We start from the raw sequence: 16,709 nt of genomic DNA on the forward strand, positions 1-16,709 counted from the left end.
CGGGTTGCGGCGCAGCTCAGAACCAGCGCTTGACCTTGAACACCACGTACAGGATCGCGGCGAACAGGACCATCGCGACGATCGACAGCGGGTACCCCCACGTCCAGCCGAGTTCGGGCATGTGCGTGAAGTTCATCCCGTAGATCGCGGCGATGAGCGTCGGCGCGAACAGGATCGCCGCCCAGCCGGAGATCTTCTTCGTGTCGTCGTTCTGCTTCTGCGCCGCCAGGGTCGAGTCGACGGTCAGGGCGTTCTGCAGCAGCTGCCGGAACGTGTCGAGGCGCTCCACCACCCGGATCGCGTGGTCGAGGACGTCACGGAACCGCCGCTGCATCTCGATCGGCAGGTGGTACTTCTCGGCACCGCGGTGCAGGTTCTCGATCATGTAGACGAGTGGACGCGCCGCACGCTGGAAGTCGACGACCTCGCCGAACAGCTCGTACACGCGCCGGGACACCCCGGCCTCGCCGGAGAACAGCTGGTCCTCGATCTGGTTGATGTCCTCTTCGAGTCCGTCGATCACCGGCACGTAGCCGTCGACGATGGAGTCCATCAGCGCCCAGAGCTGCGCCTGCGGGCCGACGGTCACCAACCCGGGCTTGCCGCTCAACCGCTGCAGCGCCCGGGGAACGGTCTGCTTGCCGCGGGGGTCGGCCTTCACGACGGCGAGGAAGAAGGTCTCACCGACGAAGGCGTGCACCTCGCCGAACCCCACCTCTTCCTGCTGGTCGTTGTACAGCGCCGGCTTGAGCACCACGAACAGCGTCGAGCCGTAGCGCTCGAGCTTCGGTCGCTGGTGCCCCTCGGCGGAGTCCTCGACCGCGAGTTCGTGCAGGCCGAGGGCGACCGCGACGTCGCCGAGTTCCTGGGCGTCGGGCTGGTGCAGGACGATGCACGCGCTGGCGCCCTGTTCGTCGAGCATCCGGAAGGTGTCGTCGAGGGACGGACTCGCGATCGGGGCGATCCGGTCGATGTAGACGGTGTTCAGTTCGACGCTCACGCGACCACCGTACGCAGGGTGGCCGGTCTCCGGCCTGGAGGCCCATGGCGGCCCCGCCACGCGCCCCGCGTCCTGCCTGACCGCGCGCTGCACGGCCGTCGGCACCGGCCGCCTACGGTGCAGGTCATCAGCATGCTGACGAAAGGGACTGTCATGAAGAGGATCTGGAAGCGCATCGCGGTGGCCGTGAGCGCGGTCGTCGCCGTGATCGGCGCGTACGTGGGGTCGGGCGCTGCCGGTGGGACGCCCATCCAGGACGCCGCCGGTGGCGCACTGTCGGCGTCCTCCACCGCGATCGCCCCGGACGGCCCGGCCTTCTCGATCTGGAGTGTCGTCTACGCCGGGCTCATCGGTTACGCGGTGCTGCAGCTCTTCCGCACCGAGAACGACGAACGGCACGAGCGGCTGGTGGTGCCGGCGGTGCTCTCCCTGCTGCTCAACGCCGCGTGGATCCTGTCGGTGCAGTTCGGGTTCCTGTGGGCGAGTGAGCCGATCATCGTCGCGCTGCTCGTCGTGCTGATCTGGACGTTCACGATCCTGCGGCGCACCCCGTCGCGCGGCGTGGTCGAGGCGATCCTGACCGACGGCACCTTCGGGCTGTACCTCGGGTGGGTCTGCGTCGCGACGGCCGCCAACACCGCTGCGGTGCTGACGGCGGCGGGCTTCCGGGGCTTCGGGCTCGGCCAGGACCCGTGGGGCGTGATCGTCGCCGCGGTGGCCGGGCTCGTCGGGGTCCTCATCGCACTGTGGGGCCGGGGACGCCTGGCGCCGATGGCGTCGGTCGCGTGGGGTCTGGCGTGGGTCGCCGTGGCCCGGTTCGAGGGGCCGCTCGTCTCCGCGCCGACGGCGGTGGCGGCCGTGGTGGCTGCGGTGGCCGTGGTCGTCGTGACCGTGGTGGTGCGTGCCCGTGCCGGCTGGGTCGGCGGCCGTGCCGGTCGGGCGGCGGCTCCGGTGGCACCCTGACGCGGATCTGCCTGCGCGTCGTTTCGCGCTGAGCGACACCTCACGCGGCCGCTGCCCCGTGAGGTGTCGCTCAGCACGAAGAGTCGCGCGGCAGGCGCCCGCGGGCTCAGCGCGACGACTCGGCGGACACCACCAGGCCGTGGGCGGCGGCGACCGCGGCGTTCGTGACCCGGCCGGCGTGCACGTTCAGGCCGGCGGCGAGTGCGAGATCGGCCTCGAGCGCGGCCTCCCAGCCACGGTCGGCGATCGCGACGGCGTAGGGCAGCGTGGCGTTCGTCAGCGAGATCGTGCTCGTGCGCGGGACCGCGCCGGGCATGTTCGCCACGCAGTAGTACACGGTGTCGTGCACGGCGAAGGTGGGGTCGTCGTGGGTGGTCGGGTGGGAGCCCTCGAAGCAGCCGCCCTGGTCGATCGCGATGTCGACCAGCACCGAACCCCGCCGCATGTCGGCGACCATCGCGTCGGTGACGAGCTTCGGCGCCGATGCCCCGGGGATGAGCACGGAGCCGATCACCAGGTCGGCGTCGCGCAGGGCCTCGGCGATGGCGTGCGCCGACGAGCGCAGGGTCGTGACCCTGCCGTCGAACCGGGCGTCCAGGGCCCGGAGCCGCGGCAGGCTGATGTCGAACACCGTGACGTCGGCACCCATGCCGAGCGCCATCGTCGCGGCGTGCTCCCCCGCGACACCACCGCCGATGACCACCACGCGGCCCTTCGGCGTGCCGGGGACCCCGCCGAGCAGCAGCCCGCGCCCGCCGTTCGTCCGCATCAGGTGGAACGCGCCGACCTGGGCGGACAGTCGCCCGGCGACCTCGGACATCGGCGACAGCAGGGGCAGCGAGCGGTCCGGCAGCTGCACGGTCTCGTAGGCGATCGCCGTCGCGCCCGAGTCGATGAGCGCATCGGTCAGCGGTCGGTCGGCGGCGAGGTGCAGGTAGGTGAAGAGCACCTGGCCCGGCCGGATCATCGGGTACTCCGACGCGACCGGCTCCTTCACCTTGAGGATCAGCTCGGCGCGCTCCCACACCTCGGCCGCGGTGTCGACGATCGTCGCGCCGGCGGTGCGGTACTCGTCGTCGGTGAAGGCCGAACCGGACCCGGCACCGGCCTGCACCAGCACCTGGTGGCCGTGCGACCCGAGCTCGGCGACGCCGGCCGGGGTGGCGGCGACGCGGTACTCGTTGTTCTTGATCTCGGTGGGGACGCCGATGCGCATGCGGACTCCTTCGTGGGCGGTGCGTTCGTCCCGTCCATTGAGCACCGGATTCGCCCACAGGAGCGCGGAACCGAACATCCTGACGACGGCAGCGCGATCCGTGTCACGGAATTCGGCGGAACGGTCCCCAGCGCCGGTCGGTCAGCGTCCGCGCAGCGACTCGCTCGGCAGCTCCCCGAAGCGACTGCGGTAGGTCGCCGAGAAGCGTCCGAGGTGCCCGAATCCCCACGTCCGCGCGACCTCGGCCACCGTCGTCTCGTCGAGGTCGCTGCCGACCAGGTCGGTCCGGGCACCTTCGAGCCGGACGCTCCGCAGGACTTCCCCCGGCGTCTGGTCGAGGTGCCGGCGGAGGGACTGCTGCAACCCACGCGGGCTGAGCCCGGCCGCCGCGGCGATCTCCGGAGTGCCGATCGGGTCGCGGGCGTGCTCGTGCACGAACTCGAGCGCCCGGCGCAGCCGGTCGTGCTCGGGGCCGCTCCCCGACACCGAGGCGCGCCAAGGACTGCGTTGCGGGAACGCCGCGATCGCCGCGGTCGCGAACTCCTCGGTGATCGTCCGCAAGGTGACGGGATCGAGTTGCCGTTCGACGTCGAGCCAGGTCGACGAGTGCCGGCGGACGACAGACTGCCATGCGCGGAGTCCTTCGGCGCTGGGCCGCCGCAAGGACTCGAACACGAAGTCGTCCTCGCCCACGATCGACCGCACGAAGGCAGCGTCGAGCTGCACGATGTTCATCCCGATGTCGTGGTGGTGCAGCTGGAACGTCTCGGCGAACGGCAGGACCACGGGGACACCGGGCTCGAGCGCCTGCTCGCCACCGGCGTGGCTGAGCGTGCTCGATCCGGTCCGGGTCCAGGCCACCAGGAACTCGCCGTCGGTGCGGCTGTCCGTCTGCAGGTCGACCATGAACCGCGACGATCGGAGGGACATCCGGTCGTCGCCGACGCCGGCGAAGTCCCAGTGCCCCGTCGGCCGAGTGCGCCGGACCCGGGGCGACTGGAAGTCGTAGTCGCCACCGAAGAAGGTCAGCGCCTCGTCGATGTCGGCACCGATGAGGCGCCGGAAGTACCGGGTGTCGGCCGAGGTCTCAGAACTGGGCACCATGGCTGAGAACATACGACGCACCACTGACAAACTGCGTCAGATCCCGACTCAAGGCTGCAGGATCGCCTGCCCCACACTCTCGTCCAGGATCAGGTCCGTGATGAGCCCGGCGGCCAGCGCGCCCCGCAGCGAGGCCGCCTTCGACCGCCCGGCAACGACGCAGACCCGCCGCGGCGCGCGCTTGATCGTGTCGAGGTCCGGAGCGCCGGCGCGGGCGTTCACCCCGATGTCCTTCCACGAGCCGTCGGCCCGGTAGAACACCGTCGAGACGTCACCGACGACCCCCGCCTGCGTGAGCTCGTCGCGGTCCTCGGGGTCGAGGTACCCGCCGGAGTACACGTGCGAGGGCACCGGGGCCTGCGGTGCACCGACACCGAACACGACGAGGTCCATCCGCTCGTGCAGGTCGAGCACACGGCGGATCGAGCGCTCCCGGAACAGGGCCTCCTTCGTCGCGGGGTCGTCGAAGAACGCCGGCACCGGGAACTGCTGCACGAACGCGCCGTAGGCCTCGCCGAACCGGCGCAGGATCTCGGACGCGTAGACGATGCCGGTGGTGCGGGTGTTCGCGGCGCCGTTGATCTGCACGATCGTCGAGCCGTGGGTGGTCTTCGGCACCAGGTAGCGGCTGACCGCGCTCACCGTCGAGCCCCACGAGATCCCGATCACCATGTTCGACTCGACGTACTGCGTCAGGATCCGGGCGGCGGACAGGGCGACCCGCTCGAGCCGGTCGACGTCGCTCGTGTGGTCCGGTACCGGGACGACGTGCGCGTGCACCCCGAAGCGGGAGCGGATGCTCCGGCTCAGCGCAGCCGCCTGGTCCAGGGGAGAACGGATCTGGATGTCGACGAGCCCGGTGTCCCTGGCGTACTTCAGCAGGCGCGACACCGACGAGCGCGAGGTGCCGAGTTCGTCGGCGATCGCGTCCATCGTCAGGTCCTGCAGGTAGTACAGGTGGGCGGCGCGCAGCGCCTGCTGCGTGCGCATGGGCTGAGCCGCATCGCTCATGGTGCTCCGATCTGTCGAACGCAACCATGCACGGACGTGCAGGGCCTCTGCAACCCCTGCCGCGCCTCCTGACCGCCGTGTCGGGCCTGGACGACACGTGTGCTGCACGTTCGTGCACGCGAGTTGCCCGCCCTGTCGAACGAGCGCACGATCGATCCTGACCCCACGAACAGACGAAGGAAGCGACGAACCATGTCGAAGAAGACACAGCCCCGGAACACGGTGACCGCCCTCACCGAGCGCCCGAACGCGCAGGTCCTCGTCGTCGGCGGCGGCATCAACGGCATCGCGACGTTCCGCGACCTGGCGCTCCAGGGCGTCGACGTCGCCCTGGTCGAACGTGGCGACTACGCCTCCGGCGCCTCCGCGGCCTCGAGCCACATGATCCACGGCGGCATCCGCTACCTGGAGAACGGCGAGTTCCGCCTGGTGCGCGAGAGCGTACAGGAGCGCAACGGCCTTATCCGCATCGCCCCGCACTACGTCAAGCCGCTGCAGACGACCATGCCGATCTTCTCGACGTTCTCCGGCATCATGAACGCCCCGCTGCGCATGCTGACGCACAAGCAGCGCTCCACCAAGGAGCGCGGCGCGATGCTCATCAAGATCGGCATGACGATCTACGACTCCTTCTCGCGTGACGGCGGATCCGTCCCGAAGCACGTCTTCCGCACCAAGAAGGCCGCGCTCGAGGACATGCCCGCCCTCAACAAGGACCTGAAGTACACGGGTACCTACTACGACGCGAGCGTGCACGAGCCCGAGCGCCTGGCCCTCGACGTCCTGAAGGACGGCCTGGCCGCGGGAGCCGACAAGGCACGCGCAGTCAACTACGTCGAGGCAGCCGGCACCCGCGACGGCGGCGTCCTGCTGCGCGACCGCGAGACCGGCGACGAGTTCGTCTTCACGGCCGACGTCGTGATCAACGCCTCCGGCCCCTGGACCGACCTGACGAACGAGGCGTTCGGTGGCGAGACGAAGTTCATGGGCGGCACGAAGGGCTCGCACATCGTCGTCCACAACGACGAGCTGCTCGAGGCCACCAAGGGCCGCGAGCTGTTCTTCGAGAACGACGACGGCCGCATCGTCCTCATCTACCCGCTCAAGGGCCGGGTGCTCATCGGCACGACCGACATCGACGCCGACCCCGCGAAGCCGGTCACGACGACCGACGAGGAGATCGACTACTTCTTCGGGCTCGTGAAGCACGTGTTCCCGCAGATCGACGTCACCCGCGACCACATCGTCTACAGCTACTCCGGCATCCGTCCGCTCCCCCGCCACGAGGACACCGCCCCCGGCTTCGTGTCCCGTGACTACCGGATCGTGGACACGCAGATCGCCGGGCTGCCGAAGTCGACCGTGCTGTCGCTCGTCGGCGGCAAGTGGACGACCTTCCGTGCCCTCGCTGCACACCTGTCCACCGAGGCGACGACCAAGCTCGGCATGAGCCGCAAGGTCGACACGACCGGCATGCCGATCGGCGGTGGCAAGGAGTTCCCGACCACCGACGCGCAGCGCGCCCTGTGGATCAAGTCGCACCGCGACGGCCTGGACGAGTCCCTGGTCGAGGGGCTGCTCGAGCGCTACGGCACCCGTGCCGCCGAGGTCGTGGACGTCCTGACCGACGGCCCGGTCGAGCCGCTCGAGTCCGACCCGTCGCTCACCCGCGCCGAGGTCGCGTACTTCGCCCGCCACGAGCAGGCCGTCCACCTGGTCGACGTCGTCCTGCGCCGCACGAACCTGGCGTTCGTCGGCGGGGTCACGATCGACCTGCTCGACGAGCTGGCCGACGTGCTCGCCGAGGCGCTCGACTGGACGACCGAGGAGCGCGCGGACGAGGTCCAGCGCACGCTCGACGTGCTGCGTGAGTCGCACGGCGTGATCGTGCCGCTGACGTCCGCGTCGGCGTCCCAGCTCGCGTAGTCGACGCAAGGACACGACGGACGGGAGGCCCGGTACCAGCTGGTACCGGGCCTCCCGTCCGTTCGTGGTCGCGTTCGCGAGCCGCTGGTCGCGTCGGCGACCCGCTGGTCGCGTCAGAAACGCTCGCCGGTGGGGTCGAGCGCCGTGCGGTCGATGAGCTGGTCGCCGCCGACCGGCTCGCCTTCCCAGTCCACCAGGCGCCAGCCGTCGGCGAACGAACCCTCGAGCTCGACGATGCCGGTGTTCTCCAGGTGACGCTTCGTGCCGAAGTGGTCCGGGGTGTTCTGCGCAGCTGCGCTCGCCCACGTGCGGATCGCGGCACCGTGGCTGACGGCGGCGGCGACCGCGACCCCGGTGGCCTCGATCTGCCGGACGGCGTCGTCGTAGCGCTCGAAGAACTCGACGCCGCTCTCGGCACCGGGCATCCGGGTCGTGCGGTCACCGCCGGACCAGCCGTGCACGGTGGAGATGTAGGTCTGCACGGACACCTTGTCGCTCTTGCCCTGGGTGTCGCCCGCCTCGATCTCGCGCAGGCCCGGCAGCACCACGGGCTCGAGGCCGAGCGAGGTCGCCAGGGGCGCCGCGGTGATCTGCGTGCGGACCATCGACGACACGAACAGTCGCTCGATCCCCCGGTCGGCGAGCGCTGCGGGCAGGGCGTCGGCCTGCTGCTGCCCGAGCTCGGTCAGTCCTGGTCCGGGCACCACGGCATCGAGGATGCCGTGCACGTTCGCGGGGGTCTGGCCGTGGCGGATGAGCAGCAGTCGCATGCCGCCACCCTACGGACCGCCGCTGACGTCAGCCCTGCCGGGTGTTCCAGCGGGGGTTCTTCTTGTTGATGACGTAGACGCGGCCGCGGCGTCGGACGACCTGCGAGCCGGGGATCTTCTTCAGGGCCTTGAGGGAGTTGCGGACCTTCACGACGAGCCTCCTTGTTGATAACGGTTTTCAGTTACAGTAGCGGACATGCGTGCTGCTGCCATCACCCTCGTCACCGCCCTGCACCAGGTCGACGCCGACCGCGTCGCCGCCCGGATCTCGGACGGACACCGGATGCACGTCGCCGGGAGTGCCTTCGCCACCGCCCGCGCCGTGGCCGACCGGGCCGACCAGCTCGACCGGGTCTGCGGGCCCGACGCGGGCCACGGGCTCGTCGTCACCCTGCACCCGGGGGCCGATGCCCGAGCGGTCGGCATGCTGCTCGCCAACGCGGCACGGTCCGAGACCGGCGACGACCGGGTGCTGCGGCACGTCGTCGGGGTGCTGCGGGCCGACGACGTCGCGCACCTGCTGTGGTCGGACGTCGACGACGCGTTCGTGGCCGCGGACCGGATGGCCGCACTCGTCGAGTACGCGACGGTGATCGCCCTCGACCGCATCGAGCCGCTGTCCGGCCGTCGGCGACGGGCGCTCGTGTCACTGCTGCACCGGATGGCACCCCAGGCCGTGATCGTCGCCCTGCCCGCGATCCGGAGCGCCGCCGACCTGCCGGCGTCGAACGGTGGAGCCGCGCGGGTGCTCGCCACCGGTGCCGGCTGGATGCGGGCGCTGTCGAGCGGCGCGGACACCGGGCGCGAAGCCCGCGACGCCCTGGTCTCGATGCGCTACCGGGAGCCGCTGCCGTTCCACCCCGGACGACTGTCGTCCGTCATCGCCGACGACCTGTCCGCCGGGGTGAACGGCCGCGTGCTGCGGTCGCGGGGGTTCTTCCGCCTGGCGTCCCGGCCGGACCACGTCGGCTCGTGGTCGAGTTTCGGGTCGATGCTCGCGCTCGACCCCACCGCGAACCCGTCGTGGGACGCCGACGCCCCGATCGGGCAGGCGCTGTGGTTCGTCGGCGAGCAGCTCGACGTCCGGGCGATCGAGCGGGCCCTCGACGGGGCGCTGCTCACGCCGTCGGAGCTGCTCGCCGGGCCGGACGTGTGGCGCGGCTGGCCGGACCCGTTCCCGGTGTGGCCCGCGGTGGACCCGGCGTCGGAGCACCGGCACGAGTGACGGGGCGCGTGCGCGGGCGGGTGCGTGGGTGCGGGCGCGCGGGCGGGTGCGGACGCCGAACCACACTGTCGATGTCGTACGACGGCGACATCGTCGCTCCGCGAACGGTGCAACAGCCCGCGCACGCAACGAACGACGGGGTCGTTGTCGTACGACAACGACCCCGTCGTTCCACATCGGTCGGACCCACCCCGCCGACCGATCCCCCACACGAGTCACCGCACCGGCGACGCCTCCCGCGCAGCAGCCTCGCGCGCAGCGGCAGCCGCCGCGTCCTGCGCCGCGAACGGCAGGTCACCGAGGTCCAGGTGCGGGTTCGTGTCCTGCGTGAGCACGAGCTCCTTCGCCTCGTCCTCGGTCTCCACCGCCGGCATCGACCCGGGCAGCGGGCGCTGCGAGGACTCCTTCATGCAGAAGACACCGATCGCTCCGACGACGCTCATCGCCATCAGGAAGTACGCCGGCGCGAGCTCGTCACCCGTCGCGGTGAGCAGCGCCTGCACGATCAGGGGCGTGGTCCCGCCGAACACCGCGATCGCGATGTTGTAGGCGAAGCCCATGCCGCCGTACCGCGTCGAGGTCGGGAACAGCGCCGGCAGCGACGCGGCCTGGTTCGACACCCACAGCGCGGTCATCAGCGCGAGCAGTCCGAGGCCGGCGAGCGTCGACCACTGCGCCCCGTGCCCGATGAGCATGAACGCCGGCACGACGAGCACGACCGTGGTGGCCGCACCGATCCACATCACGACGCGGCGGCCGAGGCGGTCGGAGAGCTTGCCGGTCAGCGGCAGCATCACCGCGAGCAGCAGGAGCACCGGGATCGTCAGCAGCGTGCCGTCGATGGCGGAGTACCCGAGCGAGTCGGTCAGGTACGTCGGCATGTACGAGGTCAGGGCGTAGCCCACGGTGTTCGACGCGGCGACGAGCATGATCGCGATGACGATCGGACGCCAGTGCTGGCGGACCATCGCGACGACGTTGGCCGGACGCTCACCCTCGAAGGACGCGCGGGACTCGGTCGCGGCCTCCTGCGCGGCCTGGGTCGCCTGGAACACCGGCGACTCCTCGATCCGCAGGCGGAAGTAGATGGCCACGACGCCGATCACACCGGCCGCCAGGAACGGGAACCGCCAGCCGTAGGCGGTCATCGCCTCGTCACCGAGGGTGAGCTGCAGCACCGACACCACCGTGGCACCGAGCGCGAAGCCCAGGTAGCTGCCGAAGTCCAGGATGCTCGCGAAGAACCCGCGACGGCGGTCCGGGGCGTACTCGGTGACGAAGGTCGTCGCCCCGGCGTACTCACCACCGGTCGAGAAGCCCTGCGCGAGCTTCAGCACGACGAGCAGGATCGGGCCGAACACGCCGATCGTCGCGTACGCGGGGAGCGCCCCGATCAGGAACGTCGACGCTGCCATCATGATCAACGTCGTCGCGAGCACCTTCTGCCGGCCGATCCGGTCACCGAGGCGTCCGAACACGATGCCACCGAGCGGCCGCGCGATGTACGTCGCCGCGAACACCCCGAGGCTGAACAGGATCTGCACCGCGGGTTCGGCCGTCGGCAGGAAGACCTTCCCCATCGTGACGGCCAGGTAGCCGTACACACCGACGTCGTACCACTCCATGGTGTTGCCGACGACCATGCCGCTGACGGCTCGTCGCATCATGCTCTTGTCGACCACGGTGACGTCGCTCTCGCGCAGCCGTCGGTGCGGTCGGGGGTGGGTACTGCTGGGGTCGGAACCCATGCATCGCTCCTCGAGAAGATCGGTGGGCCGTCGGGAACCGGCCCAGAACAGCGAGCGACGTTACCGAGCAACCGAAATGTCATTGGCCGGTGATTCTCAGGGAACGGCGTGTCACCCGAACGGGGGTCGCCGCCGATCCGCACCAGTCCGGCGAACCCGGAAGCTGAGTAACGAGGCCGTAACATCGGCCCATGGCGATCGAACCCGAGACGAAGAACTGGACGTGGGTCATCGAGTCCGCGTGTCCCGAGTGCGGCTACGACGGCAGCGCGGTGACCGTCCGCGACGTGCCGGGCATCATCGACGAGAACACCGCAGGATGGCCCGCGGTCCTCGGACGCGATGACGTGCGCGACCGCCCGGACGACCAGACCTGGTCACCGCTCGAGTACGGCGCCCACGTGCGGGACGTCCACCGGAAGATGGCGGAGCGCCTCGAGCTGATGCTCACCGAGGACGCCCCGACTTTCCCGAACTGGGACCAGGACGCCACCGCCGTCGCGGACCGCTACGGCGAGCAGGACCCCGCGGTCGTCGCCGAGGAGCTGCGGGAGTCGGCCGACCGCGCGGCCCGGGCCTTCGCGGCGGTGCCCGACGAGGTGCTCGAGCGCACCGGGCTCCGGTCCGACGGCAGCGCCTTCACCGTCGCGACGCTCGCCACCTACTACGCACACGACCCGGTGCACCACCTGTGGGACGTGCGGCACACGCGCTAGACGTGGGGACCACCGGCCTGGAGGCGCGGTGCGGCTGCGCCCCGCGCCTCCAGGCCGCCTGCGGTCGCCCCCGCACCCGGGCGTACCTACCGGACTCAGGCGTACCTGCCGGACTCAGGCGTACCTGCCGGAATCGGGCGTACCTACCGAAACCGGGCGTACCTGCCGGACTCGGGCGTACCTACCGAAACCGGGCGTACCTGCCGGACTCGGGCGTACCTACCGAAACCGGGCGTACCTGCCGGACTCGGGCGTACCTACCGAAACCGGGCGTACCTGCCGGAATCGGGCGTACCTGCCGGATCCGGGCGTACCTACCGGGAAGAAACGACCAGGTATGCCCGAAAGCACCATCCATCGCGCGCGTGATGGGAAGGATCGGGCGCCGAGCCGGAGCGCTCAGGCGAGTGCGTCGAGCACGGAGCGCGCCGTCGCGGCGTCCGTCACCAGCTCGTTGACCAGCCCTCCCCGTACCGCGGCGACGATGCTCGTGACCTTGGCGCTGCCCACGGCGACCCCGACCGCGTGCGGCACGGTCGACAGGATCTCGCGTGAGGTCCGCACCATCCGGTCGCTGCCGGGGAACTCGATCGGCGAGCCGTCCGCGGCGTAGAAGTTCAGGCAGACGTCCCCGGCGGCACGGTCGAACGCGACGTCCTCGACGGGGATGCCCCGGGCCAGGGCGTCCCGTGTGTGGGTCGGCGCCCCGATGCCGAGGATCGCGCCCTTCGCCCGGCTCCACAGCCCGACGACGTGCTGGAACGCCGGGTCCTCGTCGAGGGTGGACCGCATCACCGGGGACGGCAGCGCCTGGGCGAACAGGAACGCCGGGATCGCGCCGGAGTGCTCCGCGGCCGTCCGGGTGATCTCGTTCGTCTGGAACCACGGCATCGGGTCGGCCTGCCCACCCACCGTCGGGACGAGCTGCACGCCGGGCATGGTCGGCATGCCGGACCGTGCGACGTCGTACACGGTGCGGCCGGACGACATCAGGACGGCGTCGCCGGGGACGAGTCCCATGCCCTCAACTGCGGCGGCCAGCGGCGCGGCCAGGTCGGCGCCGAGCGTGGCGGCGTGGGTGACGGCGGCGAGGTGCACCGCGCGGAGCCCGAGCACGACCTGCAGCCGTTCGGCGAGCGCCACGGTCTCGTCCTGGAACGGGTCGACGACCTCGATGCGGACGAGTCCGGCCTTGCGAGCCTCGGCCACGAGCCGCGAGACGGTCGGCCGCGAGACCCCGAGGCGTGAGGCGATCTCGACCTGCGTGGCGTCCTCGAGGTAGTACATCCGCGCCGCCTGGTAGACGGTGTCCAGCGGGAACCGGGTGCGGGCTCCGTCCGGGGTGGGGGTCTCGGCCGACATGGTGCGATGCTACCGCCACGCACGACGCAGAAATTGTGTGCTGGACAGATGTCCACGGCCGTCGCAGACTGGTTCGGGAGCGCCCGGAACCTCGGGGCGCGGGAGGAGCACACACATGACGTACCGTCTCGTGATCGGGTCCGACGACGCCGGGTTCGACTACAAGGAGATCATCAAGGCCGACCTGCTCGCCGACGACCGGGTGTCGGACGTCACCGACGTCGGCGTCGACGCGGACGGCCACACCGCCTACCCGCACGTCGCCGTCGACGCTGCGCGCCTGGTGGCGAACGGCGAGGCCGACCGGGCGATCCTGATCTGCGGCACCGGGCTCGGTGTGGCGATCAGCGCCAACAAGGTGCCGGGCATCCGTGCCGTGACCGCGCACGACTCGTACAGCGTGGAGCGCTCGATCCTGTCGAACGACGCCCAGGTCCTCTGCATGGGGCAGCGGGTCGTCGGCATCGAGCTCGCCCGTCGTCTGGCGAAGGAGTGGCTCGGCTACGAGTTCGACCGTTCCAGTGCCAGCGCCGAGAAGGTCAACGCCATCTGCGAGTACGACGGCAGCGCGCCCGCCGGCGTCGACGCCCAGGCGTAGGGCCCCTCGGAACGCCCAGCTGCCTGTCGGGGGCCGGACGTACCGTACCGACGACTCCAATGCTCCACGAGGGGAACCCGATGAAGAAGTCAGCCTGGCTGCCAGCCGTCATCGCACCGGTCGTCGTCGCCGGCGCCGTTGCCGCGCCGATGATCGCGAACGCCGCGAACGACCCGATCGCGGGGACGAACCCCAGCGCGGCGGCCGTCATCGCCAGCATCGCGAAGTCGTCGGACGCGCAGTACTCGGGGAAGCTCTCGCAGACGAGCGCACTCGGGCTCCCCGAACTGCCCACCGGGTCCGGCGGCTCCTCGCTCGAGGGCGACGCCTCCGACGTGCTCGGGCTGCTCACCGCATCGCACACCGCCCGGGTCTACGTCGACGGCCCCGACAAGCAGCGCGTCCAGCTGACGCAGCAGCTCGCCGAGCAGGACGTCGTCCGCAACGGCTCGGACGTCTGGACCTGGGACTCGAAGGAACGCACGGCCACGCACGTGACCCTGCCGAGCGACACCGCGAAGGACCCGCAGGGCGGCACGACCACCCCGGCCGACATCGCGAAGCAGGCCATCGACGCGATCACCCCGACCACCACCGTGTCGAAGCCGACCGAGGTCAGCGTCGCCGGACACGACGCCTGGCAGATCACCCTCACGCCGAAGTCGTCCGACACCCTCGTCGGAGCCGTCCGGCTGGCGGTCGACCAGCAGACCGGGCTCCCGCTCCGTGCGAGCGTCCAGGCTGCAGGCGCGGACGACCCCGCGGTGCAGGTCGGGTTCACGAGCCTCGACTACGGCGCCCCGGCGGCCCGGCTCTTCGACTTCACCCCGCCGTCGAACGCGAAGGTGACCGAGAAGGACCTGTCGGACGCCGGATCCCACGCGAAGGGCGAGCACGGCGACCGCCGTGGCACCCCGAGCGGTGACGAGCCGACCTTCACCGGCACGGGCTGGAGCACCATCGCCGAGCTCCCCGCGGGTACGGTCGACCGATCCGGGCTCGAGGGCGAGGCCTCGGGCCTGCTCGACCAGCTGACGAAGCCCGTCGACGGCGGCCGTGCCGTGCAGACGTCGCTCGTCTCGGTCTACCTGACCGACGACGGCCGCGTGCTCGCGGGTGCCGTGCCGGTCGCCTCCCTGGTCGACGCCGCGAAGTGAGCGCGGACGACCACGAGGTGAGCACAGCCCGGGCGAGCTCAGCCGATCACCAGGCGAGCACAGCCGACCGCGAGGCGAGCACGGCCGGGCCGGTGCCCGACCTGGCGATCCGCACCACGGGCCTCCAGAAGGTGTTCCGCAAGCAGCGTGCGGTCGACGGGATCGACCTGGCGGTGCCGCGCGGCGCGGTGTTCGGGTTCCTCGGGCCGAACGGTTCCGGCAAGACCACCACGATCCGGATGCTGCTCGGGCTCTCGAGCGCGAGCGGCGGCACCATCGAGCTGCTCGGCGAACCGATGCCGAAGGCGCTGCACGACGTCCTGCCCCGCGTCGGCGCGCTCGTCGAGGGGCCTGCCTTCTACCCGTACCTGTCCGGCCGGGCCAACCTGCAGCGCTTCGACGCCGCCGACCCCACCTCGGACCCGCGCACCCGCAAGGCCCGCGTGGGCCGTGCCCTCGACCGCGTCGGGCTGACCCACGCAGCCGACAAGAAGGCGCACGCGTACTCCCTCGGCATGAAGCAGCGACTCGGGCTCGCGAACGCCCTGCTGTCCCCGCGCGACCTGCTGGTGCTCGACGAGCCGACCAACGGCCTCGACCCGCAGGGCACGCGCGAGGTCCGCAACCTCATCCGCTCCCTGGCCGACGACGGCACCACGGTGTTCGTGTCGAGCCACCTGCTGGCCGAGATCGAACAGGTCTGCACGCACGCAGCCGTTATGCGGACGGGCAAGATCGTCGCGCAGGGCCCCCTCGACGAGCTGCGCGCAGCCGGGGCCCGGACCGTGACCGTGCGGACGCCCGACATCGGCCAGGCCGGTACCGTCCTCACCCGGCTCGGGCTCACCCCGCGGCACGACGGCGGGGCCGACGTGCTGGTGGCCGACCTGCCGAACGAGCTGCTGCCCGAGACGATCACCGCGGAGCTCGTGCGCGCCGACGTCCGGGTGCGCGGCCTGACGGTGGGCGGCGGCACCCTCGAGGACCTGTTCGTCGCACTCACCGGAGAGGGATTCGATGTCGCAGCCTGACGCGGCCGTGCGCGACCTGCCCGTCCGCCGCCGGCAGCGCCCGTTCGCACTGCTCGGTTCCGAACTCGCGCTGGTGTTCCGGCGTCGCCGCACCTGGGCGATGCTCGGAGCACTCGCGCTCGTGCCGATCCTGATCGCGGTCGCCGTGAAGCTCACCACCGACGGCGACGACGACGGCGGGCCGGCGTTCCTCGGCGACATCACCAACAACGGCCTGTTCGTCGCGTTCACCGCACTGACGGTGTCGATCCCGCTGTTCCTGCCGCTGACCGTCGGCGTGGTCGCCGGTGACACCGTCGCGGGCGAGGCCAGCCACGGCACGATCCGCTACCTGCTCGTCGCGCCGACGGGCCGCGTGCGGTTCATCCTGGTGAAGTTCGCCGGTGCCGTCGCGTTCTGCCTGGCCGCCACGCTGCTGGTGGTGCTGGTCGGTGCGGCGATCGGCGCCGTGCTGTTCCCGATCGGCCCCGTCACGCTGCTCTCCGGCACCCAGGTCGGCGGCTGGTCGTACGCCGGCCGTGCCCTGCTGCTCGCGCTGTACGTCGCGATGTCGATGCTCGGGCTCGTGGCGATCGGCATGTTCACGTCGACGCTGACGAACGTGCCGGTCGGGGCGATGGCCGCGACGGTCGTGCTCGCCGGGGCGTCGCAGGTGCTCGACCAGCTCCCCCAGCTCGACTGGCTGCACCCGTTCCTGTTCTCGCACCAGTGGCTCGGGTTCGGCGACCTGCTGCGCGACCCGATCTCGTTCGACTCGTTCGGGTCGAACGCGGTGCTGCAGCTCGGGTACGTCGTGGTGTTCGGGGCGCTGGCGTACAGCCGGTTCGCCTCCAAGGACATCCTGAGCTGACGCGGCAGGGGCCCGGCACGAAGGTGTCGGGC

General features: G+C 71.0%; 16 protein-coding genes. 8 read left to right on the forward strand and 8 right to left on the reverse strand.

All coding sequences use genetic code 11. The features are described from left to right. Positions 1 to 16: 16 nt before the first annotated feature. Positions 17 to 1,000, reverse strand: a complete 984-nt coding sequence (locus DEJ20_RS13705; protein ID WP_111236658.1) for a magnesium and cobalt transport protein CorA — start codon at positions 998 to 1,000, stop codon at positions 17 to 19. Positions 1,001 to 1,153: 153 nt separating this feature from the next. On the opposite strand from DEJ20_RS13705, the gene DEJ20_RS13710 reads away from it, so the two are divergent. After that, a complete protein-coding gene (locus tag DEJ20_RS13710; RefSeq protein WP_111236659.1) occupies positions 1,154 to 1,963 on the forward strand; it encodes a TspO-related membrane protein in 810 nt (269 codons plus the stop codon). Between the two features lie 106 nt (positions 1,964 to 2,069). On the opposite strand, the gene ald is transcribed toward DEJ20_RS13710, so the two are convergent. The 3 genes from ald to DEJ20_RS13725 all read right to left on the reverse strand — a co-directional run bounded on the left by ald (position 2,070) and on the right by DEJ20_RS13725 (position 5,273). After that, positions 2,070 to 3,179: an alanine dehydrogenase gene (gene ald, locus DEJ20_RS13715; RefSeq protein ID WP_111236660.1), complete on the reverse strand. Its 1,110-nt coding sequence runs from the start codon at positions 3,177 to 3,179 to the stop codon at positions 2,070 to 2,072. A 141-nt stretch (positions 3,180 to 3,320) separates the two neighbouring features. Beyond that, positions 3,321 to 4,283, reverse strand: a complete 963-nt coding sequence (locus DEJ20_RS13720; protein WP_181431655.1) for a helix-turn-helix transcriptional regulator — start codon at positions 4,281 to 4,283, stop codon at positions 3,321 to 3,323. 48 nt (positions 4,284 to 4,331) lie between these two features. After that, positions 4,332 to 5,273: a sugar-binding transcriptional regulator gene (locus DEJ20_RS13725; protein ID WP_110862278.1), complete on the reverse strand. Its 942-nt coding sequence runs from the start codon at positions 5,271 to 5,273 to the stop codon at positions 4,332 to 4,334. A 213-nt stretch (positions 5,274 to 5,486) separates the two neighbouring features. Between DEJ20_RS13725 and DEJ20_RS13730 the strand changes: the two genes are divergently transcribed. Next, positions 5,487 to 7,220 carry a glycerol-3-phosphate dehydrogenase/oxidase gene (locus DEJ20_RS13730; RefSeq protein WP_111236662.1) on the forward strand — a complete coding sequence of 578 codons (1,734 nt, stop codon included), beginning with the start codon at positions 5,487 to 5,489 and terminating at the stop codon, positions 7,218 to 7,220. Positions 7,221 to 7,333: 113 nt separating this feature from the next. Here the strand turns inward: DEJ20_RS13730 and DEJ20_RS13735 are convergent, their stop codons facing one another. Further along, positions 7,334 to 7,990: a histidine phosphatase family protein gene (locus DEJ20_RS13735; RefSeq protein ID WP_042538188.1), complete on the reverse strand. Its 657-nt coding sequence runs from the start codon at positions 7,988 to 7,990 to the stop codon at positions 7,334 to 7,336. Between the two features lie 28 nt (positions 7,991 to 8,018). Beyond that, positions 8,019 to 8,141 (reverse strand): type B 50S ribosomal protein L36, encoded by a 123-nt coding sequence (gene ykgO / locus DEJ20_RS13740; RefSeq protein WP_017888460.1) that lies wholly within the window; start codon positions 8,139 to 8,141, stop codon positions 8,019 to 8,021. A 45-nt stretch (positions 8,142 to 8,186) separates the two neighbouring features. Here ykgO and DEJ20_RS13745 point away from each other — a divergent pair, with 45 nt between their 5' ends. Then, a complete protein-coding gene (locus DEJ20_RS13745) occupies positions 8,187 to 9,215 on the forward strand; it encodes a GTP-binding protein (protein WP_071405048.1) in 1,029 nt (342 codons plus the stop codon). A 215-nt stretch (positions 9,216 to 9,430) separates the two neighbouring features. Here the strand turns inward: DEJ20_RS13745 and DEJ20_RS13750 are convergent, their stop codons facing one another. After that, entirely contained in the window at positions 9,431 to 10,963 is a 1,533-nt protein-coding gene (locus DEJ20_RS13750; RefSeq protein WP_111236663.1) for an MFS transporter, read from the reverse strand. Positions 10,964 to 11,154: 191 nt separating this feature from the next. Between DEJ20_RS13750 and DEJ20_RS13755 the strand changes: the two genes are divergently transcribed. Next, on the forward strand, positions 11,155 to 11,679 hold the full coding sequence (locus DEJ20_RS13755; protein WP_111236664.1) for a DinB family protein: 525 nt from the start codon (positions 11,155 to 11,157) through the stop codon (positions 11,677 to 11,679). Between the two features lie 399 nt (positions 11,680 to 12,078). Here DEJ20_RS13755 and DEJ20_RS13760 read toward each other — a convergent pair whose 3' ends face one another. Then, positions 12,079 to 13,041 (reverse strand): sugar-binding transcriptional regulator, encoded by a 963-nt coding sequence (locus tag DEJ20_RS13760; protein WP_111236665.1) that lies wholly within the window; start codon positions 13,039 to 13,041, stop codon positions 12,079 to 12,081. Between the two features lie 115 nt (positions 13,042 to 13,156). Between DEJ20_RS13760 and DEJ20_RS13765 the strand changes: the two genes are divergently transcribed. From DEJ20_RS13765 to DEJ20_RS13780, 4 genes are all read left to right on the forward strand, one after another. Next, a complete protein-coding gene (locus DEJ20_RS13765) occupies positions 13,157 to 13,639 on the forward strand; it encodes a ribose-5-phosphate isomerase (RefSeq protein ID WP_111032100.1) in 483 nt (160 codons plus the stop codon). A gap of 80 nt (positions 13,640 to 13,719) precedes the next feature. Then, entirely contained in the window at positions 13,720 to 14,796 is a 1,077-nt protein-coding gene (locus DEJ20_RS13770; RefSeq protein WP_146245513.1) for a LolA family protein, read from the forward strand. Between the two features lie 101 nt (positions 14,797 to 14,897). Beyond that, the gene (locus DEJ20_RS13775) at positions 14,898 to 15,827 is read left to right on the forward strand and encodes an ATP-binding cassette domain-containing protein (protein ID WP_111236679.1); all 930 of its coding nucleotides are present in this window, start codon (positions 14,898 to 14,900) and stop codon (positions 15,825 to 15,827) included. Further along, a complete protein-coding gene (locus DEJ20_RS13780; protein ID WP_111236667.1) occupies positions 15,814 to 16,677 on the forward strand; it encodes an ABC transporter permease in 864 nt (287 codons plus the stop codon). The genes DEJ20_RS13775 and DEJ20_RS13780 overlap by 14 nt, the downstream gene beginning before the upstream one ends. Positions 16,678 to 16,709 lie beyond the last annotated feature (32 nt).

It is taken from the genome of Curtobacterium sp. MCSS17_005, from assembly GCF_003234225.2.
Taxonomy (GTDB): domain Bacteria; phylum Actinomycetota; class Actinomycetes; order Actinomycetales; family Microbacteriaceae; genus Curtobacterium; species Curtobacterium flaccumfaciens.

Excerpts from the sequence above, each read along its gene's own strand:
- DEJ20_RS13750 (WP_111236663.1), bottom strand. The coding sequence starts at position 10,963 with ATGGGTTCCGACCCCAGCAGTACCCACCCCCGACCGCACCGACGGCTG.
- ald (WP_111236660.1), bottom strand. The coding sequence starts at position 3,179 with ATGCGCATCGGCGTCCCCACCGAGATCAAGAACAACGAGTACCGCGTC.
- DEJ20_RS13755 (WP_111236664.1), top strand. The coding sequence starts at position 11,155 with ATGGCGATCGAACCCGAGACGAAGAACTGGACGTGGGTCATCGAGTCC.
- DEJ20_RS13765 (WP_111032100.1), top strand. The coding sequence starts at position 13,157 with ATGACGTACCGTCTCGTGATCGGGTCCGACGACGCCGGGTTCGACTAC.
- DEJ20_RS13780 (WP_111236667.1), top strand. The coding sequence starts at position 15,814 with ATGTCGCAGCCTGACGCGGCCGTGCGCGACCTGCCCGTCCGCCGCCGG.
- DEJ20_RS13770 (WP_146245513.1), top strand. The coding sequence starts at position 13,720 with ATGAAGAAGTCAGCCTGGCTGCCAGCCGTCATCGCACCGGTCGTCGTC.
- DEJ20_RS13710 (WP_111236659.1), top strand. The coding sequence starts at position 1,154 with ATGAAGAGGATCTGGAAGCGCATCGCGGTGGCCGTGAGCGCGGTCGTC.
- DEJ20_RS13745 (WP_071405048.1), top strand. The coding sequence starts at position 8,187 with ATGCGTGCTGCTGCCATCACCCTCGTCACCGCCCTGCACCAGGTCGAC.
- DEJ20_RS13725 (WP_110862278.1), bottom strand. The coding sequence starts at position 5,273 with ATGCGCACGCAGCAGGCGCTGCGCGCCGCCCACCTGTACTACCTGCAG.
- DEJ20_RS13735 (WP_042538188.1), bottom strand. The coding sequence starts at position 7,990 with ATGCGACTGCTGCTCATCCGCCACGGCCAGACCCCCGCGAACGTGCAC.
- DEJ20_RS13760 (WP_111236665.1), bottom strand. The coding sequence starts at position 13,041 with ATGTCGGCCGAGACCCCCACCCCGGACGGAGCCCGCACCCGGTTCCCG.
- DEJ20_RS13730 (WP_111236662.1), top strand. The coding sequence starts at position 5,487 with ATGTCGAAGAAGACACAGCCCCGGAACACGGTGACCGCCCTCACCGAG.
- DEJ20_RS13720 (WP_181431655.1), bottom strand. The coding sequence starts at position 4,283 with ATGGTGCCCAGTTCTGAGACCTCGGCCGACACCCGGTACTTCCGGCGC.